This is a genomic window from Flavobacterium sp. NKUCC04_CG (assembly GCF_019345525.1).
GTDB lineage: Bacteria > Bacteroidota > Bacteroidia > Flavobacteriales > Flavobacteriaceae > Flavobacterium.
The window spans coordinates 16720-39583 of sequence record NZ_JAHKRA010000001.1 but is presented as its reverse complement, the minus strand read 5'-3'; the positions used below and the strand labels follow the sequence as shown (position 1 = coordinate 39583).

The 22864-nt window shown below is 37.3% G+C and carries 18 protein-coding genes; 14 read left to right on the top strand and 4 right to left on the bottom strand.

Annotated elements, in window-relative coordinates:
- Nucleotide 1: 1 nt before the first annotated feature.
- The 4 genes from KO524_RS00170 to KO524_RS00155 form a co-directional block, all read right to left on the bottom strand.
- Nucleotides 2-4675: a hypothetical protein gene (locus KO524_RS00170; protein ID WP_219287993.1), complete on the bottom strand. Its 4674-nt coding sequence runs from the start codon at nucleotides 4673-4675 to the stop codon at nucleotides 2-4.
- Nucleotides 4676-4743: 68 nt separating this feature from the next.
- Entirely contained in the window at nucleotides 4744-5355 is a 612-nt protein-coding gene (locus KO524_RS00165; protein WP_219287991.1) for a phage tail protein, read from the bottom strand.
- 78 nt (nucleotides 5356-5433) lie between these two features.
- Nucleotides 5434-6057 carry a phage tail protein gene (locus tag KO524_RS00160; RefSeq protein WP_219287989.1) on the bottom strand — a complete coding sequence of 208 codons (624 nt, stop codon included), beginning with the start codon at nucleotides 6055-6057 and terminating at the stop codon, nucleotides 5434-5436.
- 91 nt (nucleotides 6058-6148) lie between these two features.
- Nucleotides 6149-6757 carry a phage tail protein gene (locus KO524_RS00155; protein ID WP_219287987.1) on the bottom strand — a complete coding sequence of 203 codons (609 nt, stop codon included), beginning with the start codon at nucleotides 6755-6757 and terminating at the stop codon, nucleotides 6149-6151.
- A 271-nt stretch (nucleotides 6758-7028) separates the two neighbouring features.
- On the opposite strand from KO524_RS00155, the gene KO524_RS00150 reads away from it, so the two are divergent.
- The 14 genes from KO524_RS00150 (at nucleotide 7029) to KO524_RS00085 (ending at nucleotide 22862) form a co-directional block, all read left to right on the top strand.
- A complete protein-coding gene (locus tag KO524_RS00150) occupies nucleotides 7029-8552 on the top strand; it encodes a 7TM diverse intracellular signaling domain-containing protein (protein ID WP_219287985.1) in 1524 nt (507 codons plus the stop codon).
- Nucleotides 8553-8953: 401 nt separating this feature from the next.
- Nucleotides 8954-9475 (top strand): ArsR family transcriptional regulator, encoded by a 522-nt coding sequence (locus KO524_RS00145; RefSeq protein WP_219287983.1) that lies wholly within the window; start codon nucleotides 8954-8956, stop codon nucleotides 9473-9475.
- 216 nt (nucleotides 9476-9691) lie between these two features.
- Nucleotides 9692-10126, top strand: coding sequence for an adenylyltransferase/cytidyltransferase family protein (locus tag KO524_RS00140; RefSeq protein WP_219287981.1), 435 nt, complete (start codon nucleotides 9692-9694; stop codon nucleotides 10124-10126).
- A gap of 10 nt (nucleotides 10127-10136) precedes the next feature.
- Entirely contained in the window at nucleotides 10137-11195 is a 1059-nt protein-coding gene (gene rfbB, locus KO524_RS00135; RefSeq protein ID WP_219287979.1) for a dTDP-glucose 4,6-dehydratase, read from the top strand.
- Nucleotides 11192-12073 (top strand): glucose-1-phosphate thymidylyltransferase RfbA, encoded by an 882-nt coding sequence (gene rfbA / locus KO524_RS00130; RefSeq protein ID WP_219287977.1) that lies wholly within the window; start codon nucleotides 11192-11194, stop codon nucleotides 12071-12073. The genes rfbB and rfbA overlap by 4 nt, the downstream gene beginning before the upstream one ends.
- Before the next feature lie 15 nt (nucleotides 12074-12088).
- Nucleotides 12089-12709, top strand: a complete 621-nt coding sequence (locus KO524_RS00125) for a hypothetical protein (RefSeq protein WP_219287975.1) — start codon at nucleotides 12089-12091, stop codon at nucleotides 12707-12709.
- A 67-nt stretch (nucleotides 12710-12776) separates the two neighbouring features.
- Nucleotides 12777-13745 (top strand): SDR family oxidoreductase, encoded by a 969-nt coding sequence (locus KO524_RS00120; RefSeq protein WP_219287973.1) that lies wholly within the window; start codon nucleotides 12777-12779, stop codon nucleotides 13743-13745.
- A gap of 86 nt (nucleotides 13746-13831) precedes the next feature.
- On the top strand, nucleotides 13832-15154 hold the full coding sequence (locus KO524_RS00115; protein WP_219287971.1) for a nucleotide sugar dehydrogenase: 1323 nt from the start codon (nucleotides 13832-13834) through the stop codon (nucleotides 15152-15154).
- 50 nt (nucleotides 15155-15204) lie between these two features.
- Nucleotides 15205-16833, top strand: coding sequence for a cytidylyltransferase domain-containing protein (locus KO524_RS00110; RefSeq protein WP_219287969.1), 1629 nt, complete (start codon nucleotides 15205-15207; stop codon nucleotides 16831-16833).
- A 3-nt stretch (nucleotides 16834-16836) separates the two neighbouring features.
- Nucleotides 16837-17895, top strand: coding sequence for an N-acetylneuraminate synthase family protein (locus KO524_RS00105; protein WP_219287967.1), 1059 nt, complete (start codon nucleotides 16837-16839; stop codon nucleotides 17893-17895).
- A 438-nt stretch (nucleotides 17896-18333) separates the two neighbouring features.
- Entirely contained in the window at nucleotides 18334-19614 is a 1281-nt protein-coding gene (locus KO524_RS00100; protein ID WP_219287966.1) for an oligosaccharide flippase family protein, read from the top strand.
- Between the two features lie 130 nt (nucleotides 19615-19744).
- Nucleotides 19745-20245 carry a DapH/DapD/GlmU-related protein gene (locus KO524_RS00095; protein ID WP_219287964.1) on the top strand — a complete coding sequence of 167 codons (501 nt, stop codon included), beginning with the start codon at nucleotides 19745-19747 and terminating at the stop codon, nucleotides 20243-20245.
- 74 nt (nucleotides 20246-20319) lie between these two features.
- The gene (locus KO524_RS00090; RefSeq protein WP_219287962.1) at nucleotides 20320-21624 is read left to right on the top strand and encodes a hypothetical protein; all 1305 of its coding nucleotides are present in this window, start codon (nucleotides 20320-20322) and stop codon (nucleotides 21622-21624) included.
- 71 nt (nucleotides 21625-21695) lie between these two features.
- Nucleotides 21696-22862 (top strand): O-antigen polymerase, encoded by a 1167-nt coding sequence (locus KO524_RS00085; RefSeq protein ID WP_219287960.1) that lies wholly within the window; start codon nucleotides 21696-21698, stop codon nucleotides 22860-22862.
- Nucleotides 22863-22864: the final 2 nt, after the last annotated feature.

Here is a 22864-nt window from a genome sequence, read left to right as displayed (position 1 = left end):
GTTAGTTTTTTACTTTTTTGTAAAAGGTCTGGTTGCCCATAGTTTGCAGTTTGATAATCAATATTTGCTGGTTATTGATTTGTGGTAATACATAACTATTGGCATCGATTTTAGCCGATTTAAAGAGTCTTTTACCAGTCATATCATACACTTCAATGTTTTGAATATCAAAGCCTGTACTGTGAATTTCGAACACCTCACCTTTTTTATAAGCCAGCCAATCTCTCACAGCTGTCGGTTTATTTGTGCTGAGTTGTTGAGACTTGTAAATAATTTCAAAGCGGTTGTTGAAAACACCGGCCTCACTGCTAAATACATAGTCGCCCAAACGCAAATCCTGCTCGATGTTTAGCGTAGCATCTTTTATAATAATACTTTGATTTTCCGTAAATAAACCATCAAAATGATTCAATTTAAGCGTAAAAGTGCTCGGCTTTTCAGCTTTAAATCCAAGGCGAACCACGTCTGTATTAACAAAAGGCAATCCCTTAGCTTGAATGACATAGGCGTTTTCATCTTGATCGATTAAACTGTAAACGGAGCTGCCATTATGACCAAAGAGTTTGGCGTCTTTTCCGTTGTCAAAACCATTGGTAGCCCTTTCGATATACCCGATTAACATTTGATTGTATAACGCATCGCCTTGCTCGTCTTTTAAGTCAATCCAATACCTGTGTCGTTCAATAAGATTTTCTCTCATAAAAACTTCAGCATTGTTTACCCGCATCGAATTGTTGAACTCCACTTCAGTGGCCAGGGTTTCAATAATAAATCCTTGTCCTTTTTGGATGACAGAAGTGGGTACCACACCATTTCCTGAAGCAGTAGCTCCCGTGCTGTTATAGCTGGCGTAGTTGTTTCCAGTATAAGCACCGTCAACATAAGGATACGAGTTGGTATAGAAATACAAGGTCGCATCATAATCGCTTACTAAAGCCGTTAGGTCCAAAGCAGAAGGATATGGATTTCCTATAGAAGTATAATCGCCGGTATAGGTGTTAACCGTAACCATTCCGTTGTTTAAGACACCGCTAAATCGACCTTCATAAGCCGTCGGAACGCTTAGTAACGAATACGAATTGGGTGCTCTAAAGAAATAGCCATAACCCACTTCCATTAGAGAAGTATTGGATAATATAGTATTGTCTATCGGAGACTGATTGATGGTTCCTAAGGGACCTTTATAGGTGTAAATACGCGTACTGATTGTTGCCGGTGAAAAGGCAAACGCCTTTTGTCCCGTTACTGGCGACGACCAAATGGTATAATCCAACCATCTCATCGGATCACTTTTGCTTATAACCGTGGCCAAACCGGAATTAGCATCGTCGCTTAATTGCAATAAATTCGCTTGATCTTCAAGTATAAATTCAGCACCGATTTCGATATCCACACCGTGATTTACCGTAAGGGTATGTCCAGCTTGAATACGAACTTGGGCAGGGCTCTCTACTAAAACACTACAGGCTTCTAAATTGGAGATGGAATTGTAATCTCCTCTAAATACAGCTCTGTATTCTAAAGAATTAGGTGTTCCGTTACTCCATGTTGCTCCATCCCAAATGGTGGTAAGGGCATCGTCTAGAATAGTGATCTCATGGGATTGACTGCATCCGTTGGCGTCGGTTACCGTTACCGTATAAGTACCGGCTGTCAATGCCGTTGCAGTACTTTGATCGCTAATATTTGGCATCCAACTGTAGGTATAAGGTGCGCTACCTCCTGTAACGGTTATGTTGGCAGTTCCGTCAGTACCACCGCTACAACCCATATTGGTTTGCGTACTTGTCAGTTGCAAGGCATCGGTTTGCGAAATAGTGACACTGCTGCTCGTAGTGCAAGCATGGCGATCGGTCACCACCACCGTATAAGTACCGGCTGTAAGCGCATTAATGGATGGTGAAGTGGCACCGTTAGACCATAAATAAGAATACGGAGCTGTTCCTCCATCGGCATTTACCGAAGCCACACCCGTGGCAGTCCCATGGCAAAGTATGTTGGTTTGTGTCACTTCTGCAGTTAGTGGGCTCGGTTGTATCAGGGTAAACTGTTTAAATGTACTACACCCGTTCGCGTCGGTTACGGTTACGGTATAACTGCCGGCAGTCAAATCAGTCGCAGTCGCAGTGGTAGAAGTACTGCCTGTCCAAGTGTATGTATAAGGAGCAGTTCCTCCAGTGACATCGATTTCGACTGCAGCTGTAGCCGTTGCATAACAACTAATTGGGCTAATAGTTTCGGTGATCGTTAAAGCACTCGCAGGTTGCGTTAATGTGGTAAGCACCGTAACGGAGCCTCCGATAGCATCAGTAACGGTTAAGGAATAAGGTCCTGCTGCTAAATCAGTTCTCGCACTTGCTGTTGAAGGCGTGTCGAGCCATAAATAAGTATAAGGAGGAATCCCGCCCGTTACCGTAGTGGAAATGGCTCCTGTGTTTTGTCCATAACACAGAATTTGGGTATCGCTGAAAACCGCTGATAACGGCAATAGGGGCACTTGAAGTTCGTAAGGACCTAAATCGATTTGGGTTTCCATCAAACGCGAAAAATGGGCCAAATCTTTGTCGTTGGCCAAGTCACCTCCAGTTGCGGTATAAAGGGAGTTTTGACCTCTGTTTCTTGCCTGGCTCGTAATTTTTAAGCTAAAATCACCGTTGGCTGCATCGGTAAATTCGGGGTTTATGTTCCAATTGTTTGTTAGCGGTTGCGGTAGTATGTTGTTTGTAACCGTAAAATTAGTCGCGCTAAAAGGGCCCGATCCGGTGGTGTTGTCCCATATAATACTGTTATAAATTTTAACGGGAGATGCATCGGACATCATAGTGCCTTGTATAGGGGATATTGTTTGCGAGCTGTTTTTTGTAAACACACTATTGGTTATGGTAGTGCTGGATTGGTTGTTGATCAAAACAGCATACAAGTTAGTAGCCGTATTGTTATAAAATGCACTGTTGAGAATCTTAACCGTAGAGGAATTCGAAATTGAAAAACAGGTCATATTGGTCGCCAAATTATTTCGAGCAATACTGTTTTTAAATGTCAAGATGCTTTGATTAATATAGGCAGCCGCTGCGGCCGTTGCTTTGTTTTTCTCCAAAGTGACGTTAAATAGCTTTACCGTCGAATAGTAACTGACTATTCCGGCTCCGGAGGTTTTATAAATATGTTTTTGATTAAACAACACCGATCCTTGGGTGGAGGTGCTTCCTCCGCTAATGGTAAACCCATCCAAAGTGGTGTTAACATCAATAGCGCAAACAACGTGATAAGCGTTTTCGGTGTGATTGTCAAAGGAGTTGGCCAAATCATTTCCGGTCAAATCGCCGCTTAAGACGGTCGTATTCGCATTCCAAATTCGGTCCGTTTCTAAGGCTTCATGCCCAGCAAAACCACCATATAGATAAACGTTATTTGGAATTAAAAACGTCTGATCTCGAGTGGTAGTAGGGTTGTTGTTTGAATCCAGATTTGCCAATTTATATTGCGGTACGTATGTTCCAGCAGCAACCCAAATTTGCAACGGATTTTGTAAAGTCCAAGGGGTGTCAACTGCTCGGTCTTTAGCCCATTCTAAGGCATCAGCCAATTCGCCTACGGCATTGTTCCAGCTGTCTCCTGTACCCGTGCTGCCTTTTTTTACAAATAAAACACCACTGGAATTGGGTTGAAAGTTGAGGTTTACTAAGCTTCGAACGCGGTAATTACCCAAATCGGTCACATAGAGTTTGGCATTGGAATAAAGTAAACCACTAGGACCTTTTAAAAGTGCTGATGTTGCCGTGCTGCCATCACCGCTAAATCCAGCTACTCCAGTTCCAGCAATCGTACTGTGTACACCTTCTGGGGTGATTTTTCGAATTATGTTTTTTCCTCCCGTACTCACATAGATGTTGTTTTGGTCGTCCACGGCAACACCGTTGCAACCGCCAAGTCCATCACCTATAATGTTGGTTGTCCCGTCTCCAGCAACCGTGCGTATGAGATGGGTCGTCAGGTTAATCATTCGAATGCGACGATTGCCCATATCGGCTATATACAAGTGGTTGTTTTTGATCAACAGCGCAGCTGGTGCATATAAAGGCGATGCAGTTGCTGTCGTTTGATTGGCGTCATATCCAGCGGTACCTGTACCGGCAAAGGTACTGTGTACACCCGTTGGAGTTATTTTTTTGATGGTGTTTTTACTTCCAGTACTCACATAAATATTGAGCAGGTTATCTACAGCAACAGCAACGCAACCACCCAATCCATTTCCTGTAATTTCTTCGGTACCGTCGCCGGCTACCGTAGTAATGATATTGGTGTTTAGATTTATTTTTCGAATGCGTCTATTGCCTTGATCGGCTATATATAAATCGTTTCCTTGTACGCTCACGCTCGACGGAGCATTTAGAGTTGCAGCCGCAGCTAGACCGTTGTCACCACTAAAACCGGCCGTACCGTTACCGGCAAAAACGGTTTTTACCTGAGCGGTAGAAATTTTTAAAATGACGTGGCTACCCGCTGTAGCCAAATAAAAATTACCTTGATTATCTCTAGCAATACTGGTACTGCCTCCGATTGATTGATTGCTTATTGCGGTATTTCCATCACCAAGTATCGTATTGATCTTATACTGAGCCTGTAACAACAGGGGGAATAAGAGCCATAGTATTAGGGAGTATATTTTTTTCATATAACGGTTGTTTTTACATTAAGGCAAGACATATCGTTTGGTTTTTTAAATCCGAACTGCTTTTGGATTTAATTAGAACTGGGATACAGTCCGTTAATACATATGATATAGGTCATCGTAAGATAGGGTTGCATATTATTTATTGGAACGGTGTTGTAGTTGCTCGATACCGAAATGGGATTGAGGACATCATTTGGTTCGGCAGTGGTATACGGCATTTCCAAATTGTTAAGGTCTAGAGTTTGCCCTGTAGCCAAACTGTTTCCATTGGCGGTATGGGTGTCTCCTGGACCGTTAAATACCTTTAAAAGGTGTACGTGAGAAGGAAGGTTTTCCCGGGTTATGGTAGTGGTCTCGTTTCCGTAAACCTGACCGATCTCGCGCTCTGTCAAACCCGGGCCTGTTCCGGCACCTATGGCCACACGACCGCGCAGGTCAGGCAGCGCAAAAGTGCGGACCCCGTCACCGCCATAACGGGTTCCTATCAAACTAAATAAGGCTTGGTTTTGTGCAATGTTCATTAATTGTCCTCTGCATTCCATAAAACCGCGAGGGATGAGATTAGATAGAGGCGAAATTTTTATTTCACCCAATATAGGGTAGTCCTGTGCGGCGGTTTTCCATGAATAACTTAAAGTTATCAAAAGGGAAAACAGTAGGGTAAAGTATGTTTTTTTCATATACAGTTATTGTTTTATAGTTGTTTTGAGTAAGCAAAGTCTTTATACATTTAAATTTGTGCTCCATCCGTTAGCCAGTTACGAGCGTGACGGATAATAACCTTCCAGCGCAATAATGTAAGATACCCCTACGGAGGGCTGGATGTTGTTTATAGGAAAATTTCCTTCGATGCTCAATACCGAATTTGTTTTAAGATCGGTATTCGGTGCTTGGGTAGAAAAGGGAAAAATAATCGTATTTAAGTCCAAAGATTGAGCAACGGCCAAAACCGCTCCTGTAGCTATGTCGGTAGTACCACTACCGTTATAGATACGAAAAGAATGATGGTGAGGCGGTAGGTTATCTATAGTCAGAGTATTGGTTTCTGTCCCTACTTTTGTTCCGGCGTAAAACAGCGTGGTTTCTAATTGAGCTTGTCCAGAGGATCGACCTACTCCAACGGGCACATTGCCTCTTAAATCGGGCAAGGCAAAGGTGGTTGTTCCATTTCCACCATAAAAAGGGCCTAAGATACTATAAAGGGTATGGTAACTCTGAATAGGTAGGATTTGACCTTCGCATTTTGCCCATCCACGGGGCGCGAGATTCCCTACAAACATCTTGATTTCTCCTACAAATTGATCCTGTGACCAAGATTTAGACGATAGCAATAAAAAAAGGATTAAAAAGTAGGGGGCGAACACATATACTGTTTTTTTCATAGGTATATTTTATTTTTGATGATTGTTGTTTTTATGGTCTATAGTTTAAGCTGTTTTTACAACATAGGCTAGGGCCTGTAGTACAAACGTTTTAATTGCTTGATGGAAAAACGCCGAATAAAGATATGATGTGCGTAATTCCAGTGGAGGGTTGGACGTTGTCGATCGGTAGCCCGCGATAATACGTAGAGATACTGGCAGGATGTAGTTCGGCATTTGGCGGGTTGTTAGTATATTTTTTGGTCGTTTTATTGAGGTCAATTGAACGACTAACAGCTAAGGTTTTGTTGGTGGCATCGCTGCTATTTCCGATACCGCTATTGACATGGAACAGGTGGTCGTGCGCCGGAATGTTTGTACTGATTAAACTAACTTGTTCCGTACCTCCATTTTGTCCTATTACATAGTTGGATGTACCTACATTTTGCCCTCTTCCCACTACAACTCTTCCCTGTAAATTGGGTAAGGCAAAAGTGTTTATTCCGTCCCCACCATAGGTAGTTCCAATGAGCACGAATAAGGTTTCAAATTCGGATATCGGAAGCAATTGACCGTTGCATATCGCCCATCCTTCAGGAGCGAAGTTTCCGCCAAAAAGGCGAATCTCACCTACATAGGGTGTTTGAGAATAGCCCTGACACACACCGGCTACAAAGAGCAATAGGGTCCAGTTTAAAAGGGATCGTAGTTTTTTGTTCATAAGGAAATGTGTTAATAAATGAATTTGGACTTTTATACGTTATTTGGCTCCAAAAATAGTTCTTATAAAATTTTTAACACCTATACTTTAGGCTAGTTTAGTAGTTTTAAAAGGACAGTTGAATTGTTAAGTTGTTGATTAGTAGTAACCTGTGTTTTTGTGAAATTGTTTTTTTTAAAACAATCACTTCAGCCCTCTAAAAGAGTGTTTTCATACAAATTGCGTGTTTTATATATTATTAACTTGTGTAAAAATGGAATTAACTTAATTTTTGTATATATATTTTATTAGATTTGCAGCAGTCCGTTTAAACTTTAAATCTAAATTAATACCACAGCAATTGTATTTTATTCGAATCCTAGTCGTTACCTTGGTTTTTGTTTTAACGGCAACACCTTCTTTTGCTCAATCGGAACAAGCCGTAGTGGAACCGACTTTTTTTAGTTCTCTAACATTTGAAAACTTAAACGAAGACAATCAAACGTTTAAAGCAGACGGTCTGGAAAAGGATACCTTTTGGATCAAATGCATACTGCCTAAAACAGCGATAGGAAAGGATTTAATCCTGCAAATTTCCAGTGTGTATTTTGACGAAATCGATCTCTATACCCAACGAAATGATGGCTTGTTCCATCGGGTAGGTCAATCGGGTAACAACTTTCGAAATAGAGACAGCATTCCCACCCGATTTAATCAAATTGCCTTTACAACCGATCAGCCCGTAATTTATATTAAAAACAAAGTAAGCCGCTATGCCGGGGTGGATTTGGTAATCAAAGAAACCAAAGCCATGTATTTGTCCGAACGCTGGGACTTCTTTAAACTCGGGGGCTACTACGGATTGGCCATGATGTCTATAGTCTTTAATCTGGTATTCTTTATTATCTTTAAAGACAAAAGGTTTATTTCGTATTGCTTTTTATTACTTTTTGTCTTTTTGCAGTTTTTATATGAGGACGGTTTGTTGTTTTTTATTACCTCTAACAGCTGGATACTCAAAAACTTTGTACTGCTTTTTTCCTTGTTAACCGCTGCCATGAGCTGTGTGTTTACTTACCATTTTTTAAATTTAAAAAACCGAGCACCCCATTTTTTAAAGGTTGCGGCCATATTGATTTTAGTTGCCATGGTGGGCACACTCGCCTACTTTACTTTCGATCATTTGCTGTTTTTACTCTTGGCCAATTTGTTTAATGTTCTAGCGGCCTTATGGTGTTGTTACATAGCCATTACCTTGTTTCGAACCAATGTATTGGCGCGGTTTTTAGTTGCTACGCTTGGCATCGTATTGCTGTTTGGTATTGGCTATAATTTACATCAGTTCTCCGTTTCGCCCTTTTTTGATTTTTTCAATAGAGATACCTTTAGGCTGGCGAGTGCTTTTGAAATCATCAGCATCAGTTTTGCCATTGTTTATGACATCAAAAAAATCAGAGCAGAAAATTTTCATTATAGAAACGAAATTCAAAAATATGTCGCCCAATTGCAACTGTTGAGCTACAGTTCCAACGAACGCGAGATACCGGAAGAAGTCAAACCCAACCTTGACGCTGTACCGATGATTTTAATCTTCCAAAACTTAAAACAGAGTTATGCCTTAACCGATCGCGAACTACAGGTTTTAAAATTGATATCGGAGGGCTTGTCTAATCAAGAAGTTGCGGACGAAATATTTGTGTCGGTAAGTACCGTAAAATATCATGTTAGCAATTTGTATTTTAAATTGGAAATCAAAAACAGAAGCCAGGCCGTCAAGTTTATGCACGAATACACCAATGCCACCACCAACGGTTAATAGCCTAAACCACACTGCCGATTCCCCTAAAAAAATTCGTAAAAATCCGAAAACCATCATTTTATACCTAAAAAGAGAGTAAACTACCTGGTGGCAATACGGACTTCTTGCGAACTTTTATAACAACTGTGCGTCAAATAATGACCCAGCTCCTGTGAATAAACTATAAAATTTTTATACATTCGCCGCTTTAATATAGTTAAAATAGCCGACTATTCTCTTAACAATAAAACCTAAAGTGCGTATAAAAATGTGAATTTGTTGATAAAACCCTGTTTTAATAGCGATTTATGTGTTTTTTGTTGGTTTGATTTAAAAAATAAAAGTGAGTAAAAAACTTGCTCGTTATGTTAAATCGAGTACTTTTGTTATACGAAACAACAAAAAACAAACAGCATAAAATGTTAGACTCGATAATTACGTCTAAAACGCGGCTTCGTCTATTGGTAAAGTTTTTTATAAACGCCAGTAATCAAGCGCATTTAAGAGGTTTAGCGACAGAATTTAAAGAATCGACCAATGCGATCCGCAAGGAATTAAACAACCTGTCCGATGCGGGTTATCTCGAAAAGGAGAACGTACAAAATAAGGTGCGCTATAAAGCCAATATCCACCATCCTTTGTTCGGATCTATACAAGATATCGTTCGCAAATATTTGGGATTGGACACCTTAGTGGAAAAGGTAGTCGAGCGTATGGGAGAGATACAACAAGTAGTCGTTACTGGAGATTATGCTAACGGACTCGATTCTGGCACCATTTGTGTCACTATAGTAGGACAGTCATTAGACTCCCAATACGTGGCTCAGTTAAGTGAAAAAATAGAGGTTTTGATCGATCGTAAAGTGGCCTTGACCCTAACGACAACACCTCAAAAAACAGGACTTATTCTATTGGATAGTATAAGTGAAGATGAAAATTAAAAAATAGTACTGGTTATTAAACTAGGCCAATCGCTGCGGTTATAGGACGATAATTTGAGTCGAAAATACTCAATTTGGGGTAAGGGAAACCAAGTGGTTTTGACTTATTTCGTTTAATAATAGCCGGTTGAAGAATGGCGGTGTTTTTGATGTGATGGTTTTAGAAAAAGTCTAGAACCACACTAGGAATAATTAGTATTGCTAAGATTATAATTTATGAAAGTAGGAATTACCTTTAGTGCCTTTGATTTATTGCATGCCGGGCACATTAAAATGCTCGAAGAGGCCAAGCGCCAATGCGATTATTTGATTGTTGGGCTACAAACCGATCCAACCATTGATCGGCCGGAAAAGAATCACCCGACCCAAACCGTGGTGGAACGATATATTCAACTCAAAGGATGTCGCTTTGTCGATGAAATCGTACCTTATGCTACCGAACAGGATTTGGAAGATATTTTGCGTTCTTTTAAGATTGATGTACGAATCATTGGAGACGAATATCAAAACAAAAACTTTACAGGTAGATCCTATTGCGAAGAAAAGGGAATCGAGCTGTTTTACAACCGCAGAGACCATCGTTTTTCAAGTAGTACATTGAGAAAAGAAGTAGCGGAAAAGGAAAAAAGTAAAATTATCAAAATAGGATAGTTAAACATATATGAAGAAAATATTGATTACAGGCGGTGCCGGTTTTATAGGTTCACATGTAGTGCGACAATTCGTATGTAATTATCCGAATGATCATATTTACAATTTGGATGCCCTGACCTATGCGGGTAATTTGGCCAACCTTTCCGATGTGGAGGGACTGCTCAATTATACGTTTATCAAAGCAGACATTACCGACGAAGCCGTAATCAATAATTTGTTTGAAAAATACCGCTTTGATGCCGTTTTGCATTTAGCGGCCGAATCGCATGTGGATCGATCAATCAGCGATCCCTTTTCCTTTGTAAAAACCAATGTTTTGGGTACCGTAATCTTATTACAAGCCTTTAAAAATCTTTGGATGGGCAACTGGGAAGGAAAACGCTTTTATCACATCAGTACCGATGAGGTATATGGGAGTTTAGGGGAAACGGGTTTTTTTACAGAAACCACACCCTATGCACCCAATTCACCTTATTCCGCCTCCAAGGCCAGTTCGGATCATTTTGTTCGAGCCTATGGCGAAACCTACGGCATGCCGTATGTGATTAGCAATTGTTCGAACAATTACGGCCCCAACCACTTTCCCGAAAAATTAATACCGTTGTGTATTCACAATATTTTAAACAACCAACCCTTGCCCATATACGGCAACGGCAAGTTTATTCGCGATTGGTTGTATGTGCTTGATCACGCCAAGGCTATCGATTTGGTGTTTCACCAAGGTAAAAACGCAACAACCTATAATATAGGAGGTTCAAATGAATGGACCAATATTGATTTGGTTAAACTGTTGTGCCAATTAATGGACCAAAAGTTAGAACGAGCCGTCGGAACTTCGGAGAAATTAATTACCTATACCACCGACAGACCCGGGCACGATTTGCGTTACGCTATAGATGCGCGCAAAATCAACGCCGAATTGGGCTGGAAACCGTCGGTTACCTTTGAAGAAGGTTTGTCTCAAACCATCGACTGGTATATGGATAATCAAGCTTGGTTGGAACAGGTGACTAACGGCGATTATTTGCGTTATTATCAGGACCAATATAATACCTTATTAAAATGAAAGGCATCATACTAGCAGGCGGTTCCGGCACCAGACTACATCCTTTAACCGTTGCGGTTTCCAAACAGTTATTGCCGGTTTACGACAAACCGATGATATATTATCCGCTATCGGTATTGATGTTGGCGGGAATCAAGGAGGTTCTGATTATATCAACCCCATACGATTTGCCCAATTTTAAAAAACTCTTGGGTGACGGCAGTCCTTTGGGCATGCAAATCGCCTATGCCGAGCAGCCCAATCCCGACGGATTAGCCCAAGCTTTTATCATAGGCGAAAGCTTTATAGGTCAAGACGATGTCTGTATGATTTTGGGCGACAATATTTTTTATGGAGCGGGATTGCAGCAGTTGTTAACTCAGGCCATACTCGAGGTAGCACAAAACAAGCTAGCCACCGTATTTGGATATTATGTACAAGATGCGCAGCGCTATGGTGTAGTCGAATTTGATGCTAAGGGCAAAGCTCTGGGAATTGAAGAAAAACCCCAGCATCCAAAAAGCAATTATGCCGTAGTGGGATTGTATTTTTATCCGAATAATGTTATTGAAATAGCCAAGAAAATCAAACCTTCACAAAGGGGAGAATTGGAAATTACCGATATCAATCAAGCCTATCTTAAGGCCAATCAGCTTCGGGTTCAAACCATGAATCAGGGTTTTGTGTGGTTGGATACCGGTACCCATGAATCCTTAAACGAAGCAACGGAATTTGTAAAAGTAATTGAAAACAGAACCGGGCTAAAAATCGGTTGTATAGAAGAAGTGGCCCTAAACAACCACTGGATCAGCAAAGAAACAGTACAAAAGCAAATTAAAGGTTTAAAAGGAGCGTATTTTGATTACCTCCATAGAAAATTAGACGATTCTATAGTATAGAACGAACCATAAATTATGAAGAAACAGCTTGTTTTAACACTGTGTTTATTAATAACGATTTTGTTGGCTATAAAGACACAAGCACAACAGAGCGACTTTTTATCCAGAACTACATTGGAAGCCGGTCTGGGTTACCACCGTCCAACAGCGCCAAGTGATAACATAACGACCAGCGATTTCGCCGGTTTTAAGAGTTTTTATGCAGGCGCCTTATATGAAATTGACGAACTGTGGGGGTTGCGTGCTACCTATGCCTATAACGCCTTTGAACATAAAGACGAAAAAGCTACCGGTTTAAAAATACATAAAGTGGTGGCAGAAGTGACTTTAAATATCATCAGTACCATCCAACAACAAACTTCCACACCCTTTGAGGTGATGGCACATGCCGGTTTGGGTTTGTCGTTGGGTAAAAGTGAGATCAAATCGGGTTCCGATATGATGGGGAATATTCAAATGGGTATAATGCCCAAATACCATATTAGCGAGCAGTGGAGTCTGCTTGTCGATGCCAGCTATGTGCTTAATTTTAGCCAAGATTATGGCTATCAAGGAGCTGCGGCACAAATCAGCGGAAAAAGCGCTATAGGCGGTTACTTTTTAGCGAATTTGGGAGTGGCTTATAAATTGAATTAAACCACTTGCAAATTGAATTTACATAGAGTCAAAAAATGAAATTAAGATATCAGTATATATAAAGACCATGGCAAAAATTTTAATAACAGGAGGGGCAGGATTTATCGGTTCCAATTTATGCGAACACTTTTTAAAACAAAATTACCAAGTAGTGGTTTTGGATAATTTTGCAACGGGTCACCGTCATAATGTGGCTCCGTTTATAGAAAATCCGCTTTTTGAATTAATCGAAGGCGATATTAGAAACCTAGACGATTGCCATAAAGCGGTAAAAGGCGTGGACTATGTGTTGCATCAAGCGGCTTTGGGTTCGGTACCCCGTTCTATAAATGATCCAATCACCACTAACGACGTCAACGTGTCGGGTTTTTTAAACATGTTAGTAGCGGCACGAGATGCCCAGGTAAAACGCTTTGTATATGCTGCCAGTTCTTCGACTTATGGGGATTCGGTAGCCTTGCCAAAAGTGGAAGATCAAATCGGTAAACCCTTATCACCTTATGCCATTACCAAATATGTCAACGAATTGTATGCCGATATCTTTAGTAAAACCTACGGATTGGAAACCATAGGTTTGCGTTATTTTAATGTCTTTGGACGACGTCAAGATCCCAACGGTGCCTATGCTGCGGTTATTCCCCTATTTGTTAAACAATTTATGAACCACCAAAGCCCGCTGATCAACGGTACAGGCGATTTCTCTAGAGATTTTACCTATATAGACAACGTGATTCAAATGAACGAACGCGCCATGTTAACGCAAAAACCCGAAGCGATCAATACGGTTTACAATACGGCTGTGGGCGATCGAACAACCCTAAATGAGTTGGTTGCTTACCTCAAAGAATATTTGACAGCCTTTGATCAGGCTATTGGAGAGGTAGCCGTGTTACACGGTCCCAATCGTCAAGGCGATATTCCACATTCCTTAGCATCAATCGATAAGGCTAAGAGCTTGTTGAATTACGAGCCAACGCATAATATTAAACAAGGACTTGCAGAAGCTGTTGGCTGGTATTGGCAAAACTTAAAGTAAAGAGAAAAGAAGGGCTTTTCAGTAGCCTCAAAGAAACAAAAAGAAAACCCGAAAGGGATGTGAAATCATAGAATCAATATTTTCAGATGAGTAATTTACAACACAAAATAGCAGTGATAGGCCTAGGTTATGTAGGCTTGCCTTTAGCGCGTTTATTCGCGACAAAATATGCCGTAATCGGTTTTGATATCAACAAATCTAGAATTGCAGAATTGCGTTCGGGTACCGACAGAACCCTTGAAGTCAGTGATGAACTGCTACAATCGGTATTGTTGACAGAAAACCCTCATATATATAATACGCCAGAATTTACGGATTCTAAAAACCAGACGGGTTTATACTGTTCTTATGATTTAGGAGACATTTCCGACTGTAATGTATATGTGGTTACGGTACCGACACCAGTCGATAAAAACAACCGTCCGGACTTAACCCCTTTATACAAATCTTCGGAAACGGTGGGTAAAGTATTAAAAAAGGGCGATATTGTTATCTATGAATCTACGGTATATCCGGGCGCTACAGAAGAAGAGTGTATTCCGGTTTTGGAGCGGGTTTCCGGTTTAAAATTTAATGTAGACTTCTTTGCCGGTTATTCGCCAGAGCGTATCAATCCAGGAGATAAAGAGCATACCGTTGAAAAAATTCTAAAAGTAACAGCGGGTTCTACTCCAGAAATAGGACAAGTAGTCAACGAATTATACAAATCGGTTATTATAGCCGGTACGCATTTGGCACCGACTATAAAAGTAGCGGAAGCGGCCAAAGTCATCGAAAATTCCCAACGCGATATTAATATTGCCTTTGTCAATGAATTGGCTAAAATTTTTAATTTGTTAAATATCGATACCCATGCAGTTTTGGAAGCTGCCGGAACCAAATGGAATTTCTTACCGTTTAAGCCGGGTCTAGTAGGTGGGCATTGTATTGGTGTGGATCCCTATTATTTGGCTCAAAAAGCACAAGAGCACGGTTACCACCCGGAGATTATTTTGGCCGGTCGTCGTTTAAACGACTCTATGGGAGAATACGTGGCTTCTCAAGTAGTAAAAACATTAATCAAGAAAAACATTAAGGTCAATGGCGCTGAAGTATTGATGTTGGGTGTGACTTTTAAAGAAAATTGCCCCGATGTACGCAACACCAAAATAGTTGACGTTATTCGTGCTTTGGAAGACTACAGCATCAAAGTAACGACTTTTGATCCATGGGCCAATCCGGCAGAAGTAAAACACGAATACGGTATTGATAGTTTGGACAGTTTACCTACAAAACAATTTGATGGTGTCGTTTTGGGTGTAGCACATAAAGAATTTTTAAGTTTGGATATTACTGCTTTACAAAAGAAAGAGTCCATTTTATATGATGTAAAGGGAGTTTTAGGAGATCGATGTGATGAGAGATTGTAAGCAGATCATAGCAAATATTTAATAATATGCCTAAAGAATATAAATAGATTATGAATAACATACTTGTTGTAATACCTGCTAGAGGAGGGTCAAAGGGAATTCCAAGAAAAAATTTGAGATTATTAGCTGGTAAACCTTTAATTTATTATTCGATAGCAACTGCATTAAATTCAAAATTTAATCTAGATGTGTATGTGTCTAGTGAGGATGAGGAAATACTTCAAACAGCAATTCAGTTTGGGGCAAAAGTTCATAGACGAGACGTAGCAATAGCCAAGGATAACACTACCCTTGATCCGGTTATTTATTCTTGCTATGAATATGCGAAAGAGGTTGAGAATAAAGAGTATGATTATGTGGTTACGATGCAACCAACTTCACCGCTCTTGAGAACAATTTCGCTTGATAGTGCTTTAGAGCAGGCTTTAGGTAATGTTGCTATTGATACGATTATTTCAGCCAAAGATGATACACATTTATCTTGGCGGAAAGTAGACAACAAGTTTTTACCGAATTACGAAAAAAGGGTTAATAGACAATATCTAACACCAAATTTTTCGGAAACAGGAGGCTTTTTTATAAGTAGAAAAGATATTGTTACTAAAGAAAGTAGGATAGGAGCGAATATCGAATTATTTGTTTTGTCTAATGGGGAAGAATTAGATATTGATACATACGAAGATTGGAATATTTGCGAATATCATATTAGAAAGAAACACATACTTTTTGTAGTAACTGGAAATAATATTGTTGGACTAGGGCATGTGTATAATACACTATTAATAGCTAACGATATTTTAAACCATAAAATCTCATTTTTAGTTGATAAAGAAAGTCAATTAGCTTATGACAAGATTGCTTCTAAAAACTATGCCGTTTCTATGCAAATTAGTGATGATATAGTAAATGATATTAAGGAAATCAATCCTGATATTGTTATTAATGACAGACTGGATACATCAGAGGAGTATGTATTAAATCTTAAGAATTTTGAGTTTAAAGTAATAAATTTTGAAGATTTGGGAGCTGGGGCTAAAAAAGCCGATTTGGTTATCAATGCTATATATCCAGAGAAAAGCGTCTTGTCAAATCATTATTTTGGGCACAAGTACTTTCTACTCCGAGATGAATTTATCTATTCAAAGCGAAAAGAGATAAATAGAGAAGTAAAAAGTATATTGATTACTTTTGGAGGGGTTGATCCTAATAATTATACAAAAAAAGTTTTGGATGCCATCGGGAACTATTGTCGGAATAATGGTGTTTTAATCAATGTTATAACAGGGTTTGGTTATGATAAATTCGATACTTTAGAAGTATTTAAGGATGTTAATATTATAAAAAACACACCAAATATCTCTACTTATATGCAGCAAGCTGATTTGGTTTTTACTTCAGCAGGCAGAACAATATTTGAGATTTCTAGTGTAGGTACTCCAGCATTAGTTTTAGCACAAAATGAACGAGAATTGACTCACTTTTTTGCAAGTAGTCAATTCGGATTTTTGAATTTGGGGTTGGGTTATATGCTTGACAATACAGAATTAAAGAACAATTTTATAGAATTAGTAGAGTCTTTTGAAACCCGATTACGTATGCATGAACTTATGGGGCAAAAAGATTTAAAAAAAGGAAGAGAATCAGTTATAAAACTAATACAAAACTTAATAAACGAATAGAGAATGAAACTTAAAGAACTTTTTAGTGATATAAATCCGTACGAAAATAAATTACATAAACCTTATATAATTGCAGAGATAGGTGTGAATTATGAAGGAAGCATGGAGTTGGCGAAAAGATTAGTTGATGAGGCAAAAGAAGGCGGGGCTGATGCAGCTAAATTCCAAACCTATAAAGCGGATACCATTGCTTCCAAAAATTCACCAGCATATTGGGATACTACCAAAGAACCAACAAAAAGTCAGCACGAACTTTTTATGAAACATCAAGGTTTTTGGAAAGACGAGATGCAAGAATTGAAAAATTACTGTGATCATATTGGAATTGAATTCTTAAGTACTCCATTTGATGTAGAATCAGCGACATTTTTAAATGAAATGATGGATGTTTTTAAAATATCTTCTAGTGATATTACAAACAAGCCATTTATAGAATATATGTGTTCGTTTGGGAAGCCTATAATTCTTTCAACTGGAGCAAGTGATTTGAGTGAAATTATTGAGGCGGTAAGTTGGATAGAAAAACTAGGAAACCCGGTAGCATTACTTCATTGTGTACTTAATTATCCTACTCCAGATGAAAATGCAAATTTGGGAATGATAATGGATTTAAAAGCTAGATTCCCTGATAAATTAATTGGCTATAGTGATCACACTTTACCCAATGATATGAAAGTGTGTGAAATTGCTACGCTTTTAGGAAGTATAATCATTGAAAAGCATTTTACGCACGACAAGTCACTTCCTGGAAATGATCACTATCATGCTATGGATAAAGAGGATTTGAAGTTGTTTAGAAAGAATCTTGATAGCACATTTGAAATACTTGGCGGTTTCAAAATTATTGCTCTTGAAGCAGAGGCAACATCGAGAAGAGAAGCTAGAAGAAGTTTAGTGGCTACCAGAGCAATACCTAAAGGTAAGCTTATTGATGCGGCTGATTTGACCTTTAAAAGACCGGCTCATGGGGTTTCTCCTAAGTATATAGATAGTGTAATTGGAAAAATCGCAGCTACTGATATAGCGGAAGATGATGTAATCGTTTGGAAAAATATAGAATAAAGGATTATTATGTTGTATTAACGGGGAGTAAAAACAATGCGGGTGATTTTTTAATAAAATACCGTCCCAAGTAGCACTTTAGTGAATTAAGACCGGATAGAAATATTGTTTGTTTTAGTATTTAGAAGGTATTAGATAAGATGATTTTGATACTATTAGTAGCTGCAAGACAATTGTACTTTTAGAGATTTAGCTATTTTACAGCATAAAATGTCTTACAGTTACTCAATTACTAAGAGTTAAGATAGTGTCAATTGAACTACGATTTCTATGAAACTCGGTTTGATGCTTAGGGTTAATATTTCAGATATCCCCAGATTTATTCATTTTGAATATTGGTGTTTTTAAATTTTGAAAGAAAACAAGGTGCTTTTTATGCGAAAGAAATAATAATAATACACTAAAAATGTGCTGATAATATATGGCGCTTTAAAGTAAATGAAAGAAAAAATTTTATCCTTATTTAGAGGAAATCTCTTACAAGGCTTTGCTGTTTATCTTGGAACTTCAGTAATTAATAAGGCGATTCCTTTTTTACTGCTTCCAATTTTGACCAAATATTTATCGCCAGAAGAGTATGGGGTATTGGCGATTTATCAGGTGATGGTTAGTTTTGTTATGCCGTTTATTGGCATGAACATGCAAAATAATATCACTAGAAATTTTTTCTCCCAGTCCAAGGAGTTTATTGCAAAGTTGGTTTATAATCTGATGGTAGTCTTAACAGGGACTTTCGTTATAGTATTGATTTTAATTTCCATCTATTTGTATTTAGGAGGGACTCGTTTTGATATTCCAGAAAGATGGATTTTTGCTTTACCTATCATTGCTTATATGAACGTTTTTAATGATTTTAATCTAACGATTTTAAGAAATAGTAAAAAAGCATTGCAATACGGCGCATTTGAAATTTCTAAGACCATTATTGATCTTTCTTTAACCATACTTCTAATTGTTGTTTATAATTTTGGATGGGAGGGACGTACTACTGGAATGTTGTTAAGTACGATAATTATAGGCGCTATATCATTTTATCGTATTTGGAAAAATGGTTATTTAACCTTTATTTTTGATCGTGTTCAAATCAAGGAGATTTTAAAAATTTCAATACCATTAATACCCCACGCATTAGGTGGGGTAATTATGGCATTTGGCGATCGAATTTTTATAGATCAAATGGTAGGGAAAGCCGAAATGGGGATTTATACTGTAGGTTATCAGTTTGGAATGATTATGATTTTGTTTACAACGGCATTTAATCAGACTTGGACACCTTGGGTGTATGAGTTATTAGCAAAAGACAAAATGGAAAGTAAAGTAAAAATCGTCAAAGCAACTTATTTGGTAGGTATCGGATTTGTATGCTTGGCTTTTTTAATAACTTTTATTTCCTACTTTTTATTGCCACTTATGACAACTAAGCATTACCACGGGGCTTTTGTACATGTGATTTGGATTGCATTGGGTTATGCCTTTTTCGGTATGTATACTTTGGTATTTCCGTACGGTGTTCACGTAGGAAAAACATCATATTTAGGAATCATTACGTTTTCAGCTGCTGTGATAAATATGATTGCCAATTATTTTTTGATTAAGATGAATGGAGCTGTTGGTTCGGCTCAAGCTACTTTAATATCCTATATTTTTATGTTTGTTGCTGTATGGTGGTATTCTAACAAACTGTATCCGATGCCTTGGTTTAAATTTAGAGATAGATAGAAAAAATATGATACAGTAAAGGGGCTATGCAGTCTGGCATAATGGATTTAATAAATATGTGTAGTTTAGCTAAATGTTTATATATCGTTGTAATAAAAAAGATAAGTATTAATTTAATTTTTAATTTTTTATGTTGTTAACTAAATATTACCGTAAAGGAAAAAGCTTGTTTTGGACACTTTTGACAAAGAAAAGATGTGGTAGTTATAAAGGAAAAATAAAGGTAAACCAGAAGTCTTTCATAGGCAGTAATGTTCATCTAGGGAATAATGTTCATTTTAATGGAATGATGATTTCTAAAGGAGGTAATGTTTATATCGGAGATAATTTTCATTCTGGTCCAGAATGTGTAATAATTGTTCAATATCATAATTATGAGGGAGAGGCTATCCCTTATGATGGTCAATATATAAAGAAAGATGTGACTATTGAGGATAATGTTTGGTTGGGACAAGGTGTTATGATAATGGGGGGAGTTACGATTGGTGAAGGATCAATTATCCAAGCGGGTAGTGTAGTAGTTAGTAATATCCCTAAATATTCCATTGCAGGAGGACATCCCGCAAAAGTATTTAAGCAAAGAGATATAGAACATTATCATGATTTGAAAGATAAGGAGAAATTTTGGTAGTTTATATTAAAGGGAAAGTACATAATTTATTGTTTTGTTATAGATTAATAAAACAAATTAAAAATATCAACTAAGTGAATAGAGAATCATCTAATAGCGTAAAAGAATTGTGCGAGTTTATTTGGCATTTGGAAGAAAAATATCAACTTTTTGATCTGAAGATAAATGATGTATATATATGGGAGTATATTCGAATGCAGTTTTATTACAATTTAGCTGTTTCCATAGGTGTATTGACTCCTCAAACAAAAAGAAAGTCAAAACTAAACAGAATCTGGTTTTTTGTTAAGAGCTTTAAAAATATTCTGACTAATAACTTTTGGACATTAAGAAAATACGATACCATCTTTTTAAGTCACACTAGATCGGTTAAAGTTAATGAGGACTATATTGATATATATACCAATTTTTTAATAGACGAATTAAGTACGAGTCAAACTATAGTTGATTTTGAAGGCGACTATCAAGGCAATCATGTCAGAAAAAATAAACATGCCGTACATATTTTGGATTGGGTGAAGCAGTTGGTGTATGTAAAATATTTTTTTATTGCCAAAAAACAACTGTTAAATCAGGGAGAAATAGATTTAATCCGTTCGATAGAAAATGACATTAATCAGCAGTATGGGGGAAACTTTTCCTTTTTAAGTTTTTTAGAAAATAAAGTAAAGCAGTTTAATTTATACTACGATATTTATTCAAAAATATTTAAGAAAGTAACGCCTTCTTCTATCTATTTAACGACCGCATATTACTATGCACCAATTACTAAGGCAGCAAAAGAAAACAATATTAAAGTTATGGAATTGCAGCACGGTATTATATCCAAGTATCATTTGGGATATAGTTTTCCAAACATAACGAAGCCACTACATTATTTTCCAGATGAACTGTTAGTATGGGGAGCTAATTGGACGAAAATGAGTGATTTTCCTCTAGCGGAACACAATATAGTTGTAGATAAATTTAGATATCTTGAAATTAAAAAGAAACAATTTTCAGATAAGACAAAAATTAGAAACAGTTTTTTGATTTTGTCTCAGACTGCTATCAGCGAAAAAGTAGCACAAAAGTTGTTAGACAACATAGAATTTTTTAAAGAAAAAAAAATTATTTATAAATTACACCCTGGTGAATTTGAAATTTGGCAAAACAACAAGAGCTTGATTAAGCTCAAGGAATTATTGGATATAGAGATTGTTACCAATCAAAAAGATATGTATTATTTAATGGCGATTTGCGAATATCAGGTGGGGGTTTTCTCTACGGCATTATATGAAGGTTTAGAATTTAATTGTAAAACAGTGCTGTTAGATGTGGATGGTATAGAGTATATGGAGGATTTTATAAGAGTAAACGAACCAATTATATTAAAATAATGTATTATATATTTATATTAATCTATTTTATAGCGCTTTGTTATATGCTATTTAAAAAGAGATCGGTAGATTTGTTTACCATTCTATTTGGGGGATTGTTATATTATTCCCTACCTTTAGTGATAGGAAAAATATCGCTTTTAGGTGTTGTGATGAATCAGTCCATTAATCCCATAGTATATATGGTTTATGGTTTTGCATTTATTGCTTCACTATGTTTTATGATTAAAAGTGATAATAAAAAAAAACCAATAATTAAATATGAAACCCGAGGTTACCTAAATAAGCTTACTTCGAAAAGAATTAATTTCTTAACGGTATTCATTTTTTCAGTCTTTTTAATTGGGGTATTTCAGTTGGGTTTTTCCAATTACTTAGTTGCTAGTAAATCAACAAACGAAGAGCGAATAGCACTGATACAAATAAGTGTTGTACTGTCTATGATTATGTTACCAGTTTCCTTGTTTTATCGAAAATGGATTTCGTTAGCTGTTTATTTCTTTATTTTATTTTCTTTTCTTTTATATGGGGCAAGGTCTTATTTTGTTGTAACCTTAATATCATGTGCATTTGTAATGTTCAGATTTAACAAAATTCGATTGATAAGTAAATTCCCTTTATTTATACTTGGAATTGCTTTTGCTATTGGGATGGCAATTTTTAAATATATCTATGCAGTTGTAAAGGGAGCAAGTTTAGGAGAATTAGCCTCAATCATTGGCGGATTAAATTATGATTTAGTGATGGCACAATTGATTGGAGATCCTACAGCTGTAATTTATAATTTAAATTATTCTATAAATCATGATATCAATTTGTCTATAGAATATTTGTTTCATAGGATTTTCAGTATTGTCCCTGGAGGAGGTGATTTTTTCTCTTTACTAACAGGTGAAAATTATCCTCGTTATTCTGCGATTTTGGCAAATCAATATGTAGATATTCATTGGGGATTGGCTTCTTCATTGTACGCCGAGTTAATTGCAATTTCTGGTTTTTTAGGTTTTATCATCATATATCTATTGATGAACAAAATAGTAAGTAATTTTAATAATAATATTTTGACAAATGGGTTGAGTTTTTTTAACCTAATTTATATTTCCAGCTTTACTTATTTGTTGTTCTATTCCCATCGGTTAGATATTACGTTCGTACTTGGAATTTTTAAATTTTGTATCTTAATCTGGGTTCTTTTCAGATACATTTTAGTGTTAAGGCCTGAGTATCAAAATAAATAAAG

Coding starts and splice junctions, on each gene's coding strand:
- KO524_RS00110 (WP_219287969.1), top strand. CDS start 15,205: ATGAATAACATACTTGTTGTAATACCTGCTAGAGGAGGGTCAAAGGGA.
- KO524_RS00100 (WP_219287966.1), top strand. CDS start 18,334: ATGAAAGAAAAAATTTTATCCTTATTTAGAGGAAATCTCTTACAAGGC.
- KO524_RS00095 (WP_219287964.1), top strand. CDS start 19,745: ATGTTGTTAACTAAATATTACCGTAAAGGAAAAAGCTTGTTTTGGACA.
- KO524_RS00145 (WP_219287983.1), top strand. CDS start 8,954: ATGTTAGACTCGATAATTACGTCTAAAACGCGGCTTCGTCTATTGGTA.
- KO524_RS00140 (WP_219287981.1), top strand. CDS start 9,692: ATGAAAGTAGGAATTACCTTTAGTGCCTTTGATTTATTGCATGCCGGG.
- KO524_RS00125 (WP_219287975.1), top strand. CDS start 12,089: ATGAAGAAACAGCTTGTTTTAACACTGTGTTTATTAATAACGATTTTG.
- KO524_RS00160 (WP_219287989.1), bottom strand. CDS start 6,057: ATGAAAAAAACAGTATATGTGTTCGCCCCCTACTTTTTAATCCTTTTT.
- KO524_RS00165 (WP_219287991.1), bottom strand. CDS start 5,355: ATGAAAAAAACATACTTTACCCTACTGTTTTCCCTTTTGATAACTTTA.
- KO524_RS00170 (WP_219287993.1), bottom strand. CDS start 4,675: ATGAAAAAAATATACTCCCTAATACTATGGCTCTTATTCCCCCTGTTG.
- KO524_RS00115 (WP_219287971.1), top strand. CDS start 13,832: ATGAGTAATTTACAACACAAAATAGCAGTGATAGGCCTAGGTTATGTA.
- rfbB (WP_219287979.1), top strand. CDS start 10,137: ATGAAGAAAATATTGATTACAGGCGGTGCCGGTTTTATAGGTTCACAT.
- KO524_RS00155 (WP_219287987.1), bottom strand. CDS start 6,757: ATGAACAAAAAACTACGATCCCTTTTAAACTGGACCCTATTGCTCTTT.
- KO524_RS00120 (WP_219287973.1), top strand. CDS start 12,777: ATGGCAAAAATTTTAATAACAGGAGGGGCAGGATTTATCGGTTCCAAT.
- KO524_RS00105 (WP_219287967.1), top strand. CDS start 16,837: ATGAAACTTAAAGAACTTTTTAGTGATATAAATCCGTACGAAAATAAA.
- rfbA (WP_219287977.1), top strand. CDS start 11,192: ATGAAAGGCATCATACTAGCAGGCGGTTCCGGCACCAGACTACATCCT.